At 68.1% G+C, this 16,927-nt stretch carries 15 protein-coding genes; 10 read left to right on the top strand and 5 right to left on the bottom strand.

The features are described 5' to 3' along the window. The 6 genes from ACT6QK_RS12405 to ACT6QK_RS12380 all read left to right on the top strand — a co-directional run. On the top strand, positions 1-1,240 hold a 1,240-nt coding region (locus ACT6QK_RS12405; RefSeq protein ID WP_444598134.1), incomplete at its 5' end, for a TonB-dependent receptor domain-containing protein. Positions 1,241-1,331: 91 nt separating this feature from the next. Beyond that, complete coding sequence (locus ACT6QK_RS12400) at positions 1,332-2,627, top strand: dicarboxylate/amino acid:cation symporter (protein ID WP_444598133.1); 1,296 nt, start codon at positions 1,332-1,334, stop codon at positions 2,625-2,627. A 4-nt stretch (positions 2,628-2,631) separates the two neighbouring features. Beyond that, entirely contained in the window at positions 2,632-4,362 is a 1,731-nt protein-coding gene (gene ggt, locus ACT6QK_RS12395; protein WP_444598132.1) for a gamma-glutamyltransferase, read from the top strand. 11 nt (positions 4,363-4,373) lie between these two features. Beyond that, positions 4,374-5,297, top strand: coding sequence for a dienelactone hydrolase family protein (locus tag ACT6QK_RS12390; RefSeq protein WP_444598131.1), 924 nt, complete (start codon positions 4,374-4,376; stop codon positions 5,295-5,297). Positions 5,298-5,699: 402 nt separating this feature from the next. Beyond that, positions 5,700-9,044 (top strand): S8 family serine peptidase, encoded by a 3,345-nt coding sequence (locus ACT6QK_RS12385; protein WP_444598130.1) that lies wholly within the window; start codon positions 5,700-5,702, stop codon positions 9,042-9,044. A gap of 94 nt (positions 9,045-9,138) precedes the next feature. Further along, positions 9,139-9,723 carry a hypothetical protein gene (locus tag ACT6QK_RS12380; RefSeq protein ID WP_444598129.1) on the top strand — a complete coding sequence of 195 codons (585 nt, stop codon included), beginning with the start codon at positions 9,139-9,141 and terminating at the stop codon, positions 9,721-9,723. Between the two features lie 142 nt (positions 9,724-9,865). On the opposite strand, the gene ACT6QK_RS12375 is transcribed toward ACT6QK_RS12380, so the two are convergent. From ACT6QK_RS12375 to flgF, 5 genes are all read right to left on the bottom strand, one after another. After that, positions 9,866-10,375: a hypothetical protein gene (locus tag ACT6QK_RS12375; RefSeq protein WP_444598128.1), complete on the bottom strand. Its 510-nt coding sequence runs from the start codon at positions 10,373-10,375 to the stop codon at positions 9,866-9,868. An 85-nt stretch (positions 10,376-10,460) separates the two neighbouring features. Beyond that, positions 10,461-11,237, bottom strand: coding sequence for a flagellar basal body L-ring protein FlgH (gene flgH / locus ACT6QK_RS12370; protein WP_444598127.1), 777 nt, complete (start codon positions 11,235-11,237; stop codon positions 10,461-10,463). A gap of 23 nt (positions 11,238-11,260) precedes the next feature. Further along, complete coding sequence (gene flgA, locus ACT6QK_RS12365) at positions 11,261-12,025, bottom strand: flagellar basal body P-ring formation chaperone FlgA (RefSeq protein ID WP_444598126.1); 765 nt, start codon at positions 12,023-12,025, stop codon at positions 11,261-11,263. Positions 12,026-12,035: 10 nt separating this feature from the next. After that, complete coding sequence (gene flgG / locus ACT6QK_RS12360; RefSeq protein ID WP_444598125.1) at positions 12,036-12,824, bottom strand: flagellar basal-body rod protein FlgG; 789 nt, start codon at positions 12,822-12,824, stop codon at positions 12,036-12,038. A gap of 11 nt (positions 12,825-12,835) precedes the next feature. Next, on the bottom strand, positions 12,836-13,573 hold the full coding sequence (gene flgF / locus ACT6QK_RS12355; RefSeq protein ID WP_444598124.1) for a flagellar basal-body rod protein FlgF: 738 nt from the start codon (positions 13,571-13,573) through the stop codon (positions 12,836-12,838). A 184-nt stretch (positions 13,574-13,757) separates the two neighbouring features. On the opposite strand from flgF, the gene ACT6QK_RS12350 reads away from it, so the two are divergent. From ACT6QK_RS12350 to ACT6QK_RS12335, 4 genes are all read left to right on the top strand, one after another. Then, complete coding sequence (locus ACT6QK_RS12350) at positions 13,758-14,417, top strand: flagellar basal body-associated FliL family protein (RefSeq protein ID WP_444598123.1); 660 nt, start codon at positions 13,758-13,760, stop codon at positions 14,415-14,417. A 2-nt stretch (positions 14,418-14,419) separates the two neighbouring features. Beyond that, a complete protein-coding gene (gene fliM / locus ACT6QK_RS12345) occupies positions 14,420-15,466 on the top strand; it encodes a flagellar motor switch protein FliM (RefSeq protein ID WP_444598122.1) in 1,047 nt (348 codons plus the stop codon). A gap of 1 nt (position 15,467) precedes the next feature. After that, the gene (locus tag ACT6QK_RS12340; RefSeq protein ID WP_444598121.1) at positions 15,468-16,094 is read left to right on the top strand and encodes a DUF6468 domain-containing protein; all 627 of its coding nucleotides are present in this window, start codon (positions 15,468-15,470) and stop codon (positions 16,092-16,094) included. Positions 16,095-16,177: 83 nt separating this feature from the next. Beyond that, positions 16,178-16,927, top strand: a 750-nt coding sequence (locus ACT6QK_RS12335) for a MotE family protein (protein WP_444598120.1), incomplete at its 3' end; no start/stop codon positions are given.

The following is a 16,927-nucleotide window of genomic DNA, read 5'->3' as shown; positions in this document are numbered from 1 at the left end:
GGCGCGCAACGTCTACTCGCTCTTTGCGGAACTGGCCGTGCCGATCGTGTCGCCGGAGATGAACATCCCGTTCGTCAAGGCCATCGACATGCAGCTGGCCGGCCGGGTGGAGGACTATTCCCTGTTCGGCACGGTGGCGGCGCCCAAGGTGGCCCTGTCCTATCGCCCCGCCGACTGGATGATGTTCCGCACCGCCTGGTCGCAGGGCTTCCGTGCGCCGAACCTGCTGCAACTGCACCAGCCCGACTTCGAGCGGTCCAACAGTCGCCGCGACTATGCGGCCTGCGCCGTCCAGCTTCGGATCGGGGCCATTCCGACCCTGACCACGACCAACGATTACTGCACGTCAGAGTCGCGTATCGAGGCCCGGGCCGGCAATCCCGATCTGAAACCCGAGCATTCGGACAACTTCACCTTCGGCCTGGTGCTGGAGCCCACGCTGTGGCCGCGCGAATACGGCGCCCTGACCTTCACGGTGGACTACTGGAAGATCGAACAGACCGACCTCGTCGGCATTTTCGGCGGCAACAACCAGCTGCTGATGGACTACTACCTGCGTGAGATCGGCAGCTCCAACCCCAACCTGGTCCGCGCGGCGCCCGACGCCCAGCAGATCGCCGATGGCTTGGCCGCCGGTCGGGCCCCGGTGGGGACCCTGCTGTCGATCAAGGACGATTACCTGAACCTGCAGCCCCGCACGTCGGAGGGGGTCGACTACCGTCTGTTCTACAATCTGCGCGACACCCCCATCGGCAGCTTCCGTTGGTCGTTGAATGTCAGTCAGCGTCTGAAGCTGTTCCAGGAAGCGAGCCCGGATCACCAGGTCCTGCTTGACGCCCTGGCGGCCGGCACGATTTCGAGCGTCACGGTCAGCGGCGTGGAGGACCTCCTGCGTCGCAACGGGCGGCCGGAGTGGAAGGCGTCGTCGACCCTGACCTGGACCCAGGGACCGTGGTCGGTGGGCCTATACAGCAGTTATGTCAGTGACTTCTTCGACACCTCGGCCACCTTTACCGGCACGACCGATCCCTGGATCATCGACGCCTGGACCACCCATAACCTCTACGTCCAGTACACCTTCCGGAACGACGGCTGGATGGACGGGACGCGGGTCCGCATCGGCGCCCGCAATATCGAGGACAAGGATCCGCCGCTGGCGGACGACCGGTTCGGCTTCAGTGGGTCGGTCCACTCGAACCGGGGCCGCTGGTTCTACGCCACTGTGCGCCGAAGCTTCTGACAAGGCGGCGGGGCGTCGTCAGCGACGACGTCCCGTCTTCGCCGGCTGAACCGTCCCCTGGTCCTCGCATCGACGTCGTGGGAGCGTTCTGATGTCCCTTCCTTCCATGCCGCACGGCGACCGCCGGAGCCCGCGCGGACGCTTGGCCAACCTCTGGTTCGGCACGCCCCTGTGGCGGCGCATCCTGCTCGGTCTGGCCCTCGGCGCAGCCACAGGTCTGATCCTGGGCGAGGCGGCCGTCGATCTGAAGTGGATCGGCGACGTCTTCGTCCGGTTGATCCGGATGCTGGTCGTGCCCCTTGTCTTTGTCACCGTGGTCGCGGGCGTGGCGGCCATGTCGGATCCCGCCCGTCTGGGGTCGGTCGGTCTGAGAACCATCTTCCTCTATTTCAGCCTGATGCTGGTCGCCTCGGCTCTGGGGCTGACGCTGGGCGCCCTCGTTCAGCCGGGCTTGGGCGTAGATTTGACTGGCGTCTCACCCCAGCCGCTGGCCGAGGCGCAGGGCCTGTCCGAAACCCTGCTCGGGATCATCCCGCTGAATCCGGTCGCGGCCCTGGCTGCGGGCGACATACTGGCGGTGATCTTCTTCGCCGTGCTGATAGGCATTGGCATCCTGACCGTGGGGGAGGAGGCGGCGCCGTTGAAGGCCGGCTTCGACGCGGCCGGCGCCGTCATGATGCGGATCGTCTATTTCGTCATGGAGCTGGCGCCCTTCGGGGTCTTCGCCCTGATCGCCTGGGTCATGGGCACCAGCGGTCCGGCGGCCTTCGTCAGCGTCTTCAAGCTCGGCGTTTGCGTGCTGCTGGGGGCCCTGATCCAGACTCTGATCGTTCACGGCGCCGTCCTGCGCCTGCTCGCGCGCGTGCCCGTTCTGCCCTTCTTCCGAGACATCGCCGACGCCATGGTGGTGGCCTTCTCCACCTCGTCCAGCTCCGCCACCCTGCCGGTCGCCATGCGGGTGGCGCAGAAGAACATGGGCGTCAGCCCGGCCGTCGCCTCGGCCGTTCTGCCGATCGGGGTGACGCTCAGCATGGATGGCACGGCCCTCTATGTCGGTCTGCTCGCGACATTTTCGGCCCAGGTGTTCGGCGTTCAGCTGGCCATGGCCGACTATCTGGCCATCATGGCGGTGACCACACTCGTCGCGATGGGCACGGCGCCCGTGCCCTCGGCCTCCCTGTTCCTGCTCGCAGCCGTGTTGTCGGTGATCGGGCTGGGGCCGGAGCAGACCGCCCTGATCGTCGGCTTCATCCTGCCGTTCGACCGTCCGCTGGACATGATCCGTACCGTTCCGAACTGCACCAGCGACCTGTCCGTCGCCGTCGCCGTGGCACGCTGGGAGGGCGAGCTGGACATGGAGACCTACCTCGCGAAGCCCGTGGAGTAACGAGATGATCCCGATGATCCGCAAACTGATCGCCGCCGCCGTCGCCTCGATCCTGATGGCCGCCATGCCGGCGAAAGCCCAGATCACCGCCGAGGCCGAGCCGCCGCGCGCCCTGCTCAACTATCGCTCGATCCACCACCCGGTCGTGTCGGACGGCGGCATGGTGGTCAGCCAGAACACCCTCGCCAGCCGGGTCGGGGCCCGGATCCTGGCCGAGGGCGGCAATGCGGTGGATGCGGCGGTCGCCGTCGGCTTCGCCCTGGCGGTCACCTTGCCGCGCGCAGGCAATCTGGGCGGCGACGGCTTCATGCTCGTGCATGTGGCGGCCGAGAACCGGACCTACGCCCTCGACTATCGGTCCATGGCGCCGGGGGCCGCCCGACCGGCGATGTACACGGCCAATCCCGAGGACGCCCGCTACGGCTACCGCGCGGCCGGGGTTCCAGGCACGGTCGCAGGCCTGGCCCACGCCCACGGCAAATGGGGCCGGCTGCCGTGGGCCCAGGTGGTGGAGCCGGCGCGGCGGCTGGCCGCCGAGGGGGTGATCCTCAGCCATGACGAGGCCTACGCCACCCGCTGGGCCGGGCGCGTCATCCAGCGGTGGGAGGCGGGCCGGGCTGCCTTTTTCCGCCCGGACGGCTCAGCCTATGAAGCCGGCGATCTCTGGACGCAGCCCGATCTGGCCTGGACGTTGGGCGAGATCGAACGCGACGGGGCGTCCGCCTTCTACACCGGCGCGGTCGCCGATCGGATCGTGGACTCGATGCGAAAGAACGGCGGCCTGATCACCCGGGTTGACCTCGCCGCCTATCGCGTGGCCGAGCGCGAGCCGCTGGCGACCGACTATCGCGACGCCAGCGTCGTCACCATGCCCCCGTCCAGCGCCGGCGGCGTCATGCTTCTGGAAATGCTGAACATCGTCGAGGCCTTCGACCTCAAGGCGGCGGGCCCCAATACGGCGGCCGGGCTGCATCTGATGGCCGAGGCGATGAAACTGGCCCAGCTGGACCGCACCCGGTACATCGGCGACCCGGATTTCAGCCGTCTGCCCACCGCGCAACTGGCGTCCCAGAGCTACGCGGACACCCGCTCGGACTTGATCCGCCCGGACGCCGTCCTGCCGCGCGTGAACCTGACGCCGGGCGATCCATGGGAGGTCGAGGGCATCGACACGACCCATTTCTCGGTGGTGGACCGCGACGGCAACGTGGTGTCCAACACCTACACCCTGGGCTCGTCCTTCGGATCGGGAGCGGTCATCGACGGGGCCGGATTCCTGCTCAACGACCAGATGAAAAACTTCAATCGGCGCATGGATGCGAACGGCCGCCCGCTGACGGCCAACGGGATGGAGCCGGGCAAGCGGATGATCTCGACCATGGCGCCGACCATAGTGTTCCGGGACGGCAAGCCCTGGCTGGTGACCGGTACGCCGGGCGGATCGACAATTCCGAACACCCTGTTCCAGGTCATCGTGAACGCCGTGGACCACGGCATGAATGTCGCCGAGGCCACCCAGACCCCCCGCATGCATCAGGACGGGGCCACCGGCGCACTGCTCGTCGAGCCCGGCTTCAATCGCGACACGATCCGGCTTCTGGAAGCTCTGGGCCACAAGGTCGAGGTCGATGAGACGGTCGGCAGCAGCCAGTCGATCATGATCGTCGATGACCGGCTGGAAGGCGCCGCCGACACCCGCCGCCCGGGCGCCGAGGCGGTCATCGCCAACGAATAGGAGAGACGGCCATGCAGACTGGAAAGATCGCGGCCGTGATCGGCGGTGCCCTTATCGCCCTCGCGGGCGCGGCCCCGGCCTGGGCGCAGGATGAGACGTCGCCCACCGAGCCGACGGCCCAGACCGCCGTTCGCGGCGAACGCGTGGTCTTCCTCAGCCGCGACGAGGCTCGCACCGAACTGATCGGCTATCTGTTCCGCCCGAGCGCGCCGGTCCAGGGCGCCGCTCCCGCAGTGGTCCTGATGCACGGGCGGGCGGGAGTCTATTCGTCGCTGGCCAATGGCGTCTATGAGGCGCGCACGATCAGCCAGCGCCACCGCACCTGGGCGGAATACTGGGCCGATCGCGGCTACTACGCCCTGATCGTCGACAGCTTCACGCCGCGCGGCTATCCCACGGGCTTTGCGGCGGGGACCTATTCGGAACGACCGGCCGAGATCAATGAGGTGACCATCCGGCCGCTCGACGCCTACGGCGCCCTGCGCTATCTGCGCACCCTGGATGGCGTGGACGACGACCGTATCGGCCTGATGGGCTGGTCCAACGGCGGCAGCGCGGTGCTGGCGACCATGGCGGACGACAAGCCGGGCGACATGCGCCGCCTGGGCTTCCGCGCCGGCATCGCCATGTATCCCGGCTGCGGCCTGCAGGGCCGATTCCGGCAGCAGGGCTACAAGACCTACGCCCCGGTCGAGGTCTTCATGGGCACGGCCGACGAGGAGGTTTCCCACGACAGTTGTCAGGCCCTGACCACCGCCTCGGCGGCGGCAGGATCGCCCATCGTCTTCCATAGCTACGAAGGCGCCAGCCACACTTTCGACGACCCGGGTCGCCGTCGCCAATCGGTCCCGGCCAATGCGGCCGCTACCGCCGACGTTCGGCGTCGGGCGGAACACTTCTTCGAACAAGCCTTGCGGCCGCGATCGGGCGATTGAGCGTCATCCTCACGGACCGCGCCTGTGGGACGACGCGCGGCGCATCCCGTCAGATATGGGCGCCCTTCTCATGGTCCGGTCGCAGGCGTGGGGCGTCCGGATGCCGGCGAAAACGGTGAGCGGCTGGTTCCGGGTCGTCGCCCCCGCCAATCGTCGCCGGCAAGCGCGAGTTTGGGGTGAACACCTGCGAATGACATGGTATTGCCTTGATTTATCTGGCCTCGCGCAGTTTCGTTTCGGGCGAGCGTTTGAGCCGGCTTTCGGAGAATCGGGCGCTTGGCGATCAAGGGCGGTCGAGTCGAGCACGCAGTATCAAGTAACCCTGGAGTACCCATGTTTGTGTTGAAGGCCGTTCCCACCGCTTCCCGCAGGCTTCGCCATCGTCTCCTGCAGGCCTCCGCCATGGCCGTTTTGGCGGCAAGCGCCGTCACCACCGCATCCGCCCAAGAGCTTCTAGGCGCGGAGCAACTCGGGGCGGCGATCCGCGATGAAGCGGGCCAGGCTCAGGCAGGCGAGGCAGGACGCTCAACGGGTGGTTTCGACATCGAACGTCATGCCCGCTTCAGCGAGGAGCCGCTGGCCTATACGCCTCCCGTCGCCGGGGCGGTCCGTCTGCCGCCCGCCGGCTATGTCGAGCCCGGGCGCGTGGGTGATCCGGCTAGCTGGGTGACGCCCGAGTTCCAGCTCGACTACGGTCTGGCCCAGATCAACGCCCAGTACGCCTATGCGCGCGGACTGACCGGAGCCGGCATCCGTGCGGGCCTGCTGGATGACGGCGTCGAGTTCCGCCACAGCGAGTTTGCCGGCAAGAACAACGCCTCGATCACCGCCGCCGACATCCTGGCCGGGGGCGCCCTGTGCGCTCCCGTCAGCGGCGTCTATGTGTTGACAGGCTGCTTCTACACCCAGGGCGACGAGAGCTCGCGCGACTTCTACGTCGCCGACGGCAACGACCGGTTGACCGCCTTGCTGCCGACCTACGTCGGCGTCAGCGGCAACCGCTTCATGTACCGGACGGGCCACGGGACCCACGTGGCGGGCACGATCGCGGGCAATCGCGACGAGAACGGCGCCCACGGCGTAGCTTTCGGGGCCAGCATCGTCAGCGCCCGCCTGTTCGCCGACACGATGAGCGACCTGGATTCCCTGGTCTATGAGGCCGCAGGCCTGACCTGTCCGACGGGCGCCTGCTATTCCGTGGCGCCCCAGATGTCGCTGCAGGCGCGCACGAACGTCTATCGCGACTTCGTCGCCTCGGGCGTCAAGGTGATCAACAACAGTTGGGGCTATACCGTCCGCACCCCGACGGTCGCCAACCTCGACGCTGTCTATCAGGCCAACAAGACCTTCTTCGACCCGATCTTCCGCGCCACGGCGCAGCAGACCTCGGCGGCGGGAATCCTCCAGGTCTGGTCGGCGGGCAATACGCCCAACGACGTCGCCGGCCTGACCGCAAGCCTCCCGCGCTGGATGCCCGAATACGAGCCCTACTGGGTCGCCGTCGCCAATATCAATTCCGCCGGCACGATCAACGCCGGGTCGAGCATCTGCGGCGCGGCGGCGATGTGGTGCGTTTCGGCGGCCGGCACCACCATCTGGTCGGCCCAGTTCGGCACCAACGCCGTCTACACCAATGCGACGGGGACCAATTTCGCCGGGCACGAGATCGTCTACAACAGCGCCGGCCAGCCGATCGGTTTCCGTGAGCTGGCGACCGGCGAGATCGTCACCAACGCCTTCAAGACCTTGACCGGCACCTCGATGGCCGCGCCGCACGTCACGGGCGCCCTGACCCTGCTGTTCGAACGCTATCCGTATCTGGAAGGCACCTTCATCCGGGATATCCTGCTGACCACGGCGCGCGATCTGGGCGCGCCGGGCGTGGATGCCGTGTACGGCTGGGGCGTGGTCGATCTGCAGAAGGCCATCAATGGTCCCGGACAACTTATCAAGGACAGCACGGTCGACATGACCAGCCGGGCCGGCGGCGCCAAGGTGTGGCAGGGCGACGCCTGGGACGACTGGAGCAACAGCATCTCCGGCGTCGGCCGTCTGACAAAGACCGGTCAGGGCTGGCTGCGCCTGTCCGGGTCCAACACCTTCAACGGCTTGAATGTCCAGGCTGGCGTCCTGGAGTTGACGGGCGCCAACGCCCTGACCAGCGCCGTCAATGTGACCGGAGGCACGTTCATGGTCGGCGGCAGCCTGGTCAACACGCCGCTCAACGTCACGGGCGGATCGGCCATTGTCACCGGGACCATCACGGGGGGGCTGACCACCATCGGCGCGGGCGGTTCGCTGTTCGGCACGGGGACCCTGGCCAATACGATCGTCAGCGGTTCGATCACCCCGGGCCTGTCGGTCACCGACCTGGGTCGCCTGACCATCGCGGGAACCTATATCCAGAACGCCGGATCGACGTTCAACGTGGCGACACGGCCGGCGGCCTCTTCCAGCCTGCTGGCGGTGACGGGCGCGGCGACCCTGAACGGGGGGACGGTCAATGTGCTGGCCCTTCCGGGTCTTTATCAGCTTGGCCAGACCTATACGGTCCTGAGCGCCGGCGGCGGCCTAACCGGGCGTTTTGCAGGCCTTCAGACCTCGGGTTTGGATCTGCCGTTCCTGGCGTTCAACCTCAGCTATCGCCCGGCCGCGGTGGATCTGGTCGTCGGTCGCGGCGCCACCTTCGGCTCTGTGGCGGTCACCTCCAACCAGCGCGCGGTCGCAGGCGCCGTGGACGCTCTACCGACCGCCGACGGCGTGCTGAACAGCCTCAGCCAGCTGACCCTGGCGCAGGGTCGCACGGCGCTGGAGGAGATCAGCGGCGAAGCCTACGCCGGCGTACAGGGGCTGCTGATCGATTCCGATCGCGGGGCGCGTAACGCCGCCCTGAGCCGCATCCAGCGCGATGCCGTTCAGGACACAGGCGTGTCTCTGTGGGCCGACGCCCGCCACGGCGCCGGCGAACGAGACTCGATCGACGGCTACATGAGCACTCGCTACGAGGGCGACACCTATCTGGTCGGGGCCGACGTCACCCTGTCGAACGCCATCAGCCTGGGTGTCTTCGGCGGATGGGGCGAGACGGATCTGCGGGGACGCGCCCTGCAGCAATCCCGCGCCGACAGCACTCACTACGGGGTCTATGGCGCCTGGCGGACGGGGGCCTGGCGCCTGGGCGGCGGCGTGGTCGCCTCGGACCATGAAGCGGATATTCGTCGCGCGATCACCACGCCGGGTCTGGTTCAGGCCCTGCGCAGCGAGGCCGACTATTCGGGCCAGCAGTACTTCCTCGATTTGGGATACAGCCTGAGGACGTTCCAGTTCGCCGCCGTCGAACCCTTCGTGCAATGGGTCCGCGCTCATGCCGATCAGGACGGAGTGACGGAAACGGGCGGTTCCCTGGCCCTGTCCGGCAAGGTGGAAACGTCCGATATCGACCTGGCCACCGCCGGCGTTCGCTTCAGCGTGGGCGGGGAGGGAGCTCCGGCCAATCTGCGGCTTCGCGCCATGGCCGGCTATCGCTACGCCAGCGGTGACCTGACCCCGACCGCCCGTCTCGGCTTCGCCGGCTCGAACGCCTTCGTTGTCGGCGGCGCTCCGCTGTCGCAGGACGCCCTGGTGTTCGACGGCGCCCTGGCGGCGGACATCGCGCGCAATATCTCGATCGAGGCGGGCTTCTCCGGCGAATACGGCGGCCGAACCAACAACCAGATGGGCAACGTCCGGCTGGTGGTGAGCTTCTAGACTGCGGACACCGAGATCGACCGGGTGAAGCACAGGTTCGCCGGGCCGGGTCTTGAACGATCGGAGGCTGGAGATGTCGCTGCGGCGGCGTGAGATGACCTGGATTCTCGGGCTCGCCGTCTTGGGCGGCTGCGCCGACGCCGATGCCGGGCCGCGTCCAGGCGGTGTCGCAGACAGGCCGACCTCTGTCGCGTCAGGCCTCGGCACGGCCTTCGGGGTCCTGGCGGCGCACGCCGAGGCGCCGTCCGTGGCGGAGGTCGAACGCGCCCTGGGCGTCGCGGCGACGGTCGTCCCGCGTCAGGACCGGCATGAAGAGGTTCGTTTCCCCGGTGGCATGCGATTTCTTCGGCTGGTCCCGGCTCCGCCTGACGGGCGGGCGCGTCTCGACACCGGCGCAATGGCGGCCCTGACGGTTCCGGCCGCATCGCTGGGCGAGGGTTGCCTCTCGCCGGATACGGTTCGGTCTCGCCTCATCCGCGAAGGGTGGCTGGCGCCACAAGCATTCTCGATGGAGCGTCATGATGCGGGCGACGTACGCTTCGCAGCGCCTTGGACGTTGAGCCGTCACGATCATCGCCTGCATGTCCAACTGTTCGCGGATCACGCCGACTGCCTGTCTCGCTACGTCCTCTCCTGGAACATGGACCTTTCCATCCTCATGCACCTGATGCCGGAGTAGATCGCGGCGATGTTGCCGGAGGGATTGATGGATGCCGCGAGCTACGCAAACCGGCCCCATCTCAGGTCGCCGAAGGCCAGGCGTGTTGCCTAACCAGCCGGTGATCCGACCGACCCGGCGGAGGCCCTCGAGGAAGCGGTGATCATCCGCAGAAAGCGAAGAAGCGCTCTATATCGCCGGCGGAGGCGGGGTGGGGGGCGTAGGTCTCGCGGCGGTCGCCCTGCCAGTCGGCCAGCCAGCCGACCTTGCGGAACCGCTGGAACACGGGTTCCGTCGTGCGCGTCTGGGCGGTCAGGAAGACGCCTTCATGCAGTTGCGACGGCTCGGATCGGGCCGGAAACCGCTCGGTCTCGCCGCCGGATTCCAGATGAATGTCGCGCGCCCCGGTCGGCCGCATGGCGCTGACTTCGAGGCGTCCGCTGCCGCGTTCGCAGCTCAAGCCCAGCTTCAGCTCGTCGCTTTCGGCCAGGCCGTAGGCCAGTTTGGCTTCGGTGTCGTCGGTGGTCAGATGCCAGTCCAGACCCGCGACGGGCGCCGGGGCGCCGGACGCGACGGGGACGGGGGGCGAGGGCGCCGTCGTGGAACAGGCCGACACGGCTGCCGCCACGGACAGAAAGACGAGGACGGGCAGACGGGGGCGAGCGACGATCATCAATCCATCCAACGCGGGGGACCGGTGAAGGTTCGATCAACCTTCGCCGTTTGGCAAGCGCCGCCCGCCGTCCTTTGGCCGCCGATCAGAACGGGCTGAACCGCTCCACCAGGGACTGGGCCGCCGGGGTGGCCTGCATCCGGCTGATGTCGCCGCGACCGCCATAGGAGATGCGCGCCTCGGCGATCTGGGTGTGGTTGATGATGTTGGCGCTGGAGATATCCTCGGGCCTGACGATGCCGGCGACGGTCAGTTCGCGCACCTCGCGGTTGGTGCGCACTTCCTGCCGACCCTGGATGACGAGGTTGCCGTTCGACAGGACGTCGGTGACCACGGCGGCGACGGTCAGATCGACCTTTTCCGACCGGCTGACCGAGCCGGAACCCGCCGCGTTCGACTGGCCCTGCAATCCGACCATGTTCGATGGATCGAAGCCGCCGGGGAAGGCCTTGCCGAGGCTGTTTTCCAGGCCGAAGAAGTTGCTGACCCCGCCAGAGGTGTCGTTGGACCGGGCGCGCTGGGTCGAGTTGGAGGTCTGGGCCCGGTCGTCGATGGAGATGGCGACCGTCAGGATGTCGCCGACGCGTCGTGCGCGCTGGTCGCCGAAGAAGGTGCGGGCGCCGGTGCGCCACAGGCTGTTGGCGCTGGCCGCCATGGTGTTCTCGACCACGTGGTTTTGGGCGTTGCGACGCGCGGCCTGTTCCTCGGGGGAGGGGAGGTAGGCCTGGCTTGTGGGCACCAGAGCCGCCGGATAGCCGATGGGGGCCAGTTCCGGCCCGCGCACGGCCTCGATGGCGGTCGAACAGGCGCCGAGCGTAAGGGCCGCAGCGGCGACGGAGAGCGGGATGATCTTGCGGGTCATGGGGCGGCTCACAGGAGAAAGGATCAACGGGCGGCGAAGGCGGTGGAGTCTGTACGGGCGGTCTGGGCGGCCGGTCCGGCGACGGCGCGGCCGGGGGCCACGGCGACGGCGTCTATGGTGCGGCCCGAGGACAGGTTCAGGATCGGCACGGCCTCGCCGGCTGCGGCGTTGCGGGTGGCGCGGCCGGTGACGGTCAGCTTGACCCCGCCGGAGATGAAGGCGACCTCGACCATGTCGTTGCGGGCGATGACCTGGGGCGCGGTCAGGTCGCGGATCGCGACCGGCGCGCCGGACCGCAGGGCGCGGCGGGCGGTCAGGCCGATGACCTTCTCGACGTCCGTCGGCGCTCCGCCCGTGGCCTGGTGCGCCTGAACCGTGGTCCAGACGACGTCTTCCGGCTGGAGCACGTCGCCGGCGGCGAGATTGCGGGCGTAGGTCAGGACCTCGACCGTCGCGCCGGCCCGGGCGGACGACGTGGCGGACGCGGGCGTCGTGACGGGGGCGACCTCGGCGGCGCGGACCACGACCCGGTTCAGGCCGCGCGGATTGTCCCACTGCAGCCCGGCGCGCAGGGCCTGGGTCTGGAGATAGCCGGTCTCAAAAACGACGGAAGGCCCGGCCCGGTTGGCGATCAGAACGCCCGCCGCCGAGCCGGCGCCGTCGAACACGTCGCCGAGGGTCACGCGTCCGTCCGTGTCGACGGGATTGGCCTTCAGGGTGACCGGACCGGCCAGGACGGGGGTGGCCAGGATCACCATAGCGAGCGCGGAAAAGATCAACCGGAACATGCGCATGGCTCTAGTTCTTGATCTGGGCTGTGACGGCCATCATGTCGTCGGCGGTGGTGATGACCTTGGAGTTCATCTCATAGGCGCGCTGGGCGATGATCAGGGCGCTGATCTCCGACACCGCATCCACGTTGGACGCCTCGGTGAAGCCCTGGAGCAGTTGGCCATAGCCGGGCTCGCCGGGGGCGGCGACGGTCGCCGGCCCCGAGGCCGCGGTTTCCATCAGCAGGTTGTCGCCGACGGCTTCCAGCCCCGCCTCGTTGAAGAAGGTGGCGATTTCCAGCTGGCCGACGGTCTGGGGCTCGGCCTCGCCGTCCGTGGTCACCTGCACCAGGCCGGTCTTGGAGATGGTCACGTCGACCACGTTCTGGGGAATGGTGATGGCCGGCTCGACCGCATAGCCGTCCTCGGTGACCAGGGTCCCCTCGGGGCTGACCGAGAAGTTGCCGGCGCGGGTATAGCCGATCTCGCCCGAGGGCAGGGTGATCTGGAAATAGCCCTTGCCGTCGATGGCGATGTCGTAGCGGTTGTCGGTGCGGCTGGGCGTGCCCTGTTCGGTGATGCGGTAGACGCTGCCCGTCTTGACGCCGAGACCGACCTGGATGCCGGTCGGGACCACGGTCCCGGCGCTGGAGGACTGGGCCCCCATGCGCTCGACGTTCTGGTACATCAGATCCTGGAACTCGGCGCGCTGACGCTTGTAGCCGATGGTGTTCATGTTCGCGATGTTGTTGGAGATGACCTCCACGTTCAGCTGCTGGGCGGCCATGCCCGAGGCGGCGGTTCTCAGAGCGCGCATGCGAAGTTCCCTTAGCTGACCCGACCGAGCCGCTCGACCGAGCGGCGCGACAGGTCGTTGGTGTTGTCGATCATCCGGCTGACGCTCTCATAGGCGCGCTGAATTTCGATCAGATTGGTGATTTCGATCAGAGGGTTGACGTTAGAGCCCTCAAGGGCGCCCTGACGCAGCTTGGCGCCCGTCGCCTCGACCGGCGTGGCGTTGGAGCGGTTGCGATAGAGGCCGTCGCCGTCCTTCGACAGGGCCGAAAGGGTCTCGAACCGCGCCAGGGTCAGGCGGCCGACGATGGCGCCCTCCTGGGTGATGGTCCCGTCCTGGCCGACGGTGACGGGGCCGCGCGCCGGGTCCAGGATGATGTCGCCGCCGTCGCCCTGGACCGCCAGGCCCTGCTGGGTGACCAGCTTGCCGGTCGGGTCGGTGGTGAAGGCGCCGTCGCGCGTATAGGCCTCTCCGGTGCCGTCGTTGACGGTGAAGAAGGCGCCTTCGCCCTCGATGCCGAAGTCGAAGTCCCGGCCGGTCTGCTTCAGCGCCCCCTGGCCGAAGTCGCGGCCGACGCCCTGATCCAGCACGAAGCTGGCGCCCGGGCGGATGAAGTCGTTGCGGGCGCGCTGGCCGATCTCTTCCGAGACCATCAGCTGCTCGACCTTGAAGCCGTTGGTGTCGGCGTTGGCGATATTGTTCGCCACGACGTCCAGCTCGCGCCGCAACGTCATCTGACGGGACAATCCGATGTAGGCGGCGTTTTCCACGGGCGAACGGGCTCCTTCGTTAACCACCCAAGCAACGACCGTGCCAACAGGGTTAACGCCCATTCTGCGGGCGTTTGAGCGGGTTTGGGCCGCCTTTGACCCGGCAGGATTTGCCGGTTTTCAACGTCTCGTTAACCAAAACAGCGGCATCTGGGAGGCGGAATCATCCGGGGGCCGAAACGCCATGCTGAAGCTGGGCAAGAAGAAGGGCGACAAGAGCGCCGAGGCCCAGCCACCGGCTGTCACCGAAGGCGGCGAAGGCGCTGCCGAGGGCGAGGAGGGCGCGCCCAAGAAAAAGAAGATCCCGCTGCTGTTCATCATCATCCCGGCCGCGGTTCTGGTGCTGGGCGGGGGCGGCGCGGCCGCCTTCTTCCTGCTGCAGCCCAAGCCCGCCGCCGCAGAGGGCGAAGAGGGCCACGGCAAGGCCGAGGAAAAAGGCCACGACAAGAAGGAAGACAAGAAGGGCGGCGGCCATGGCGAAAAGGGCGCGGAGGGCGCCGACGCCGCCGCGACCGGAACCATCTCCGAAGGCGCGGAGGGCTCGACCTTCTACAGCCTGCCCAACATGGTGGTGAACATCCAGTCGCCGGACGGACGGCCCACCTACCTGAAGCTGAAGCTGACGCTGGAGATGGAGGATCCCCATGTGGCCGAGACGCTGCAGGCGGACTACCCCCGGCTTCTCGACATGTTCCAGACCTTCCTGCGCGAGGTGCGCACCGAGGATCTGAGCGGATCGGCCGGCACCTATCAGTTGCGGGTGGAGATCCTGCGCCGCGTCAACCTGCTGGCGGCGCCGGGCAAGGTGGACGGCGTCCTGATCGAAGAAATGCTGGTGCAATAGGCATGAGCGACGCAGCCTTCGCGAGCGATCCGGCCGGCGGGGACGAACTCCGCAGTCCCCTGTCCGAGCGGGTCCTGAACCAGGACGAAATCGACAGCCTGCTGGGCTTCGACCTCGGCGATGACGATGGTTCCGAACGCTCAGGCATCCGGCCCATCATCAACACTGCGCTCGTCACCTACGAGCGGCTGCCGATGCTCGAGATCGTCTTTGACCGCCTGGTGCGGTTGATGACGACGTCGCGTCGCAACTTCACCTCCGACAACGTCGAAGTCAGCCTGGACAACATCTCGTCGATCCGGTTCGGCGACTATCTGAACTCCATCCCCCTGCCGGCCATCCTGGCGGTTTTCCGGGCCGAGGAGCTGGACAACTACGGCCTGCTGACGGTCGATTCCAACCTGATCTATTCCATCGTCGACGTGCTTCTGGGCGGTCGTCGCGGCACGGCGGCGCTGCGGATCGAGGGCCGGCCCTACACCACCATCGAGCGGGTCCTGGTCCAGCGGATGGTCGAGGTGATCCTGGCCGACGCCCAGGCGGCGTTCGAGCCCCTGACGCCCGTCAGCTTCACCTTGGACCGGCTGGAGACCAATCCGCGCTTCGCCGCCATCGCGCGTCCCGCCAACGCGGCCATCCTCGTCAAGCTGCGCATCGACATGGAAGATCGCGGCGGACGGGTCGAGCTGCTGCTGCCCTATTCGACGCTTGAACCGATCCGGAAGCTTTTGCTTCAGCAGTTCATGGGCGAGAAGTTCGGACGCGACAACATCTGGGAAGGCCACCTGGCCACCGAGCTCTGGACCACGGACACCGAGGTCCGGGTCGTGCTGGACGAGCAGCAGGCGCCCCTTTCCACCGTGCTGGACCTGAAGGTCGGCGACACCTTCATGCTGAACGCCACGCCCGAGTCCGAGGTGTCCATCCGCTGCGGCGCCATCCCGGTCACGACCGGGCGCATGGGCCGAAAGGGCCAGCATATCGCCATCCGCGTGGAGGCGCCGATCAGCATCGACGCCGCCACCGCCTTGAGCAAGGGAGCTCGCTGACATGATCGGCATCGTCCTGGATTCCGTCCTGATGCTCCTGCTGGTGGCCGCCGTCGGCTATGGCGTGCGGCTGGAGAAGAAGCTGACCGCCCTGCGCGCGGGCCAGCTGGCCTTCGCCGGCGCGGTCAACGAACTGAACACCGCCGTCGGTCGGGCCCAGTCGGCCCTGTCGGACCTGAGGGTGGCGGGCGAGGACGCGGACCTGCTGCACGACCGCATCGTCAAGGCGCGCACCCTGAAGGGCGAGCTGGAGACCCTGATGTCGCGCATGGAGCGGGCGGGCCGCTCCCCGTCGGGCCTGAACGTCGAAGGGCGTTCCCGGGAGGAGGCGGTGCGTGACGAACCTGTCGTCCGGCCGACCCCGACGATCGCCCGCCCCAGTCCGATCGTGGAGGACGCCGAGGACGATCGGGCCCGCCGCATGCAGGCTCTGGCGGACCGTATCCAGGGCATGGCTGCGCCGCGCGAAGCTGCGCCGGGCCACGACAATGTCAGCGCCATCCTCGGCGCGCTCAACTCCGGTCGGACCACCTCGGCCCGCCCGTCCGTTCGCGGCGCTAACCAAACCGTTCAAGACAGCATCAACCGCGCCCGGCGTAGTCTGGACGACGACCTCTTCGCTGCATGACCTGATTTTCGGCGTCGATCCTCGCGCAAGCGGCGGACCGGCGCTCCCCCTTTTCGGCCCTCGGGGCCCGTGAGACTGACGAGATGGCCCGGATACCCCGCCTCCTGCCCCTGATCGCCATCGCCATCGGCGGCGTGGTCGCCGTCCGCGCCGTCGGCGCCGGGCCTGGCCTGTTCGAGGGCGCCAAGGCCTGGGCCGAGGAGGCCGCCACGGCCGTGAAGCCCGGTGAAAGCGGCGCGCCGCCCAAGCCGGTGGTCGCCGCCTGCGCCCTGACCCCCGAGCAACTGGCCCAGCAGGTCGGGGTGTCTCCGGCCGAACTGAACATCCTCCAGTCGCTGATGAAGCGCCGCACGGAGCTCAATGCGCGCGACACCGACTTCGCCACCACGCTTCCGCTAATGGCTGCGGCCGAGCAGAAGCTGGACGCCAAGGTCCAGGCCCTGAACGCGCTCAAGGGCGAGATCCAGGGATTGCTGGGTCAGGTCGATGCGAAAGAGAAGGCCGAGACCGATCGTCTGGTCGCCGTCTATTCCGCCATGCGTCCGCGCGAGGCCGCCGCCGTCTTCGCCACCCTGGACGACAGCGTCCGCCTGCCGATCGCCGCCGCCATGCGTCCGCGCAGCCTGTCGGCCGTCATGGCCCAGATGCAGCCCGCCGCTGCCCGTGAGCTGACCGAGAAGCTGGCGCGCCGCTATCAGGCCCAGCAGATGGCCGCCAAGGCCGCCGTCGCCAACGCCGCCGAGGCGCCGGTCACGCCCGTCGCAGCGTCGGCGCCGACCAGCACACCCGCGGCGACGCCGAACGCCGCCGCGCCGAACACCGCAGCTTCGGCG

Origin of the sequence: Brevundimonas sp., from assembly GCF_052436175.1 — a bacterium.
In the GTDB taxonomy this organism is placed as follows: domain Bacteria; phylum Pseudomonadota; class Alphaproteobacteria; order Caulobacterales; family Caulobacteraceae; genus Brevundimonas.
The sequence above is the reverse complement of the archived record's forward strand: the minus strand, read 5'-3'. Positions and strand labels throughout refer to the sequence as shown.

Coding starts and splice junctions, on each gene's coding strand:
- ACT6QK_RS12380 (WP_444598129.1), top strand. CDS start 9,139: ATGACCTGGATTCTCGGGCTCGCCGTCTTGGGCGGCTGCGCCGACGCC.
- ACT6QK_RS12385 (WP_444598130.1), top strand. CDS start 5,700: ATGGCCGTTTTGGCGGCAAGCGCCGTCACCACCGCATCCGCCCAAGAG.
- flgG (WP_444598125.1), bottom strand. CDS start 12,824: ATGCGCGCTCTGAGAACCGCCGCCTCGGGCATGGCCGCCCAGCAGCTG.
- ACT6QK_RS12400 (WP_444598133.1), top strand. CDS start 1,332: ATGTCCCTTCCTTCCATGCCGCACGGCGACCGCCGGAGCCCGCGCGGA.
- ACT6QK_RS12340 (WP_444598121.1), top strand. CDS start 15,468: ATGATCGGCATCGTCCTGGATTCCGTCCTGATGCTCCTGCTGGTGGCC.
- ACT6QK_RS12390 (WP_444598131.1), top strand. CDS start 4,374: ATGCAGACTGGAAAGATCGCGGCCGTGATCGGCGGTGCCCTTATCGCC.
- ggt (WP_444598132.1), top strand. CDS start 2,632: ATGATCCCGATGATCCGCAAACTGATCGCCGCCGCCGTCGCCTCGATC.
- flgH (WP_444598127.1), bottom strand. CDS start 11,237: ATGACCCGCAAGATCATCCCGCTCTCCGTCGCCGCTGCGGCCCTTACG.
- ACT6QK_RS12350 (WP_444598123.1), top strand. CDS start 13,758: ATGCTGAAGCTGGGCAAGAAGAAGGGCGACAAGAGCGCCGAGGCCCAG.
- fliM (WP_444598122.1), top strand. CDS start 14,420: ATGAGCGACGCAGCCTTCGCGAGCGATCCGGCCGGCGGGGACGAACTC.
- ACT6QK_RS12375 (WP_444598128.1), bottom strand. CDS start 10,375: ATGATCGTCGCTCGCCCCCGTCTGCCCGTCCTCGTCTTTCTGTCCGTG.
- flgA (WP_444598126.1), bottom strand. CDS start 12,025: ATGTTCCGGTTGATCTTTTCCGCGCTCGCTATGGTGATCCTGGCCACC.